Source organism: Oscillibacter sp. KLE 1745, assembly GCF_000469445.2.
Classification (GTDB): Bacteria; Bacillota; Clostridia; order Oscillospirales; family Oscillospiraceae; genus Oscillibacter; species Oscillibacter welbionis.
Window position 1 is genome coordinate 1 of record NZ_KI271767.1, and the last position, 2,021, is coordinate 2,021.

General features: G+C 54.5%; 4 protein-coding genes. 2 read left to right on the forward strand and 2 right to left on the reverse strand.

Annotated elements, in window-relative coordinates:
* On the forward strand, nucleotides 1-685 hold a 685-nt coding region (locus HMPREF1546_RS19335), incomplete at its 5' end, for a hypothetical protein (RefSeq protein WP_021752133.1).
* Nucleotides 682-933, forward strand: a complete 252-nt coding sequence (locus HMPREF1546_RS15980) for a hypothetical protein (protein WP_021747891.1) — start codon at nucleotides 682-684, stop codon at nucleotides 931-933. The genes HMPREF1546_RS19335 and HMPREF1546_RS15980, both read left to right, overlap by 4 nt.
* A gap of 105 nt (nucleotides 934-1,038) precedes the next feature.
* On the opposite strand, the gene HMPREF1546_RS15985 is transcribed toward HMPREF1546_RS15980, so the two are convergent.
* Nucleotides 1,039-1,413 carry a tail fiber assembly protein gene (locus HMPREF1546_RS15985; protein WP_021747892.1) on the reverse strand — a complete coding sequence of 125 codons (375 nt, stop codon included), beginning with the start codon at nucleotides 1,411-1,413 and terminating at the stop codon, nucleotides 1,039-1,041.
* A gap of 10 nt (nucleotides 1,414-1,423) precedes the next feature.
* The coding region (locus HMPREF1546_RS19340; protein ID WP_198145325.1) for a pyocin knob domain-containing protein at nucleotides 1,424-2,021 on the reverse strand (598 nt) is incomplete at its 5' end.

Sequence of the window (2,021 nt, forward strand, 5' to 3'; positions counted from 1 at the left end):
GTCTAATAAGGCGCCCGCGGGGTTTGGCTTCGGGGATGCGATACAGGAAATTGCGACCACCAGCGCGGAGGAATCCTATGAGACATACTGCGCCAAGGTAGACGCTGTACTGGATGCGATGCCTGACAAGACCGCAAAACTGGTGCGGGCCTATCCGCCGGCAATGTACGGCAATGCAGGTACTACGATATCGCTCTTATACAAGGGCGATGCGAACTACGCGGTCCTATCCAATATCGGCAGTGCAGACGTGGGGCTATGCGGATGGCGGATGTTCAAGCTACGCTATCCATCGTCGTCGAGTCCAGCAGTGTGGATGCCGTTTGAATGGGAGAATCCGCCCATGAAAATCGGTGTCGAGTACCGCACCACTGAGCGATACGACGGCAAACCTGTGTTTGTGATGGCCGTGAACGGCGGGGCATTCCCGGACAACTCGTCAAAGATAATAGAAGTCCAAATCCCGGATACCAGCGGACAGGTAAAGATGCTGGATTGCTATGGCGTATTGGACAACGGAACGCAAATTCCAGGGCTTTTTGGAGAATCTGTTTTCGACGCATCAAACTATCTTGGTCTGTTTACACAAAACGGGAATGGGAAGTTCACAATTTCGGTCGGGTCTGGCCGTACAGTCGGATTAAACTTCACCCTATTCTTGAAATACTGGAAGGAGGGCACATGAAGATCATCAAATACCGGTTGGCAACAGAGATCAACCACGGCACTCCCGAGGAGCCGGATATCGAGACGGTGCTGTCCGGTGTTACGATGCCTTACACGGAAGCGAATTACGCTATCGCCCAGGCGGAGGCGTATCAAGGGCAGATCACCGCGGAGGATGATGGAGCCCCCGCGCCGCCTCCCACAGCCCAGGAGCAGCTGCGGGCAGATGTGGATTTCTTGGCGGCCATGCAGGGGGTGGCGTTGTGACAGTGTATGATATGGCGAGGGCCTACTATCCCCGCCTTTGGGATGATGGCCGTCTGAATCAGCTGATAGCCGCCGGGCGGCTGTCTGCCGAGGAAGCCGCACAAATCAGGGCAGATTCGCAAGCTCCGGCATCCGCGGCCAAGTAATCGCGCCTGGAAAATGCTCCTGTTGGGGCACATCCCGCAGGGCCTGCCGGTAGGTTTTGACCGCCTCCAGCGACTGCACGTCCAATGGAGAATCCGGCAACACCGCCCAGTCTGTGGCCGCCAAAAGCCGGTCACGCCGCGCCCGGATTTCATCCGCGGTTTCCGGCACCTCCTCCACGGTGACCTCACCTTGCCATGCCTCAGACAAGGCCATCTGGTAGTCGGTCTCCGTGGTGTAAGGCATGGAGACATCGGAGAGTACGGTTTCCATCATCGGCTTCTCCGGGGTTCCGTGGTTGGCCTCCGTAGCCAGTTTGTATTTCAGGATCTTCATGGTGTTCACCTCAATCAGTTGTTTTTGTGTAACGCAAAACCAGATATACATAACTGGCGGATACATCCGAATTTGTCGTGATCCGGATATTGGAGGCATTGATCTGAATACTGTCAAGCGCAGGCGTTTCGATCAGATTGGCACCCCCCATCATCCCTGTGTATGAGACAAGCTGGCCGAAACTCTCTATCCCATGAGAAACGTCTTTGTATGTGGCATTTGGTGCCTGACCGAAACTGATTGCTTTTGCATAGACAGGCTTGTTGTTGTAGCTCTCGACTGTCCGGTACTCAACACCCAGTTTCATGGGCGGATTGATCCATTCGAGTGGCCCCCAAACGCCATTCCTGCAGATGCGGCGTGCTTGATTTTGTGCGCCTTGGTTAAGTGACCAATATTCCTGTAGGACATTTTGGGCATCATAATTTGTAACCCGCGCAAATATGTAGCGTGACTCACCGTTTCCGGGTGCCATGTCAGGAGCATTTTGCGGACTACTTGATCCCCACCGATACCAGCCATTTTCCCAGATAGTGTTTAGGTCATCACCAGAGGTAAGTTCTTTGGATTGTCCGCCCAGCCCAAACCCCGCGGGCGCCTTATTAGAC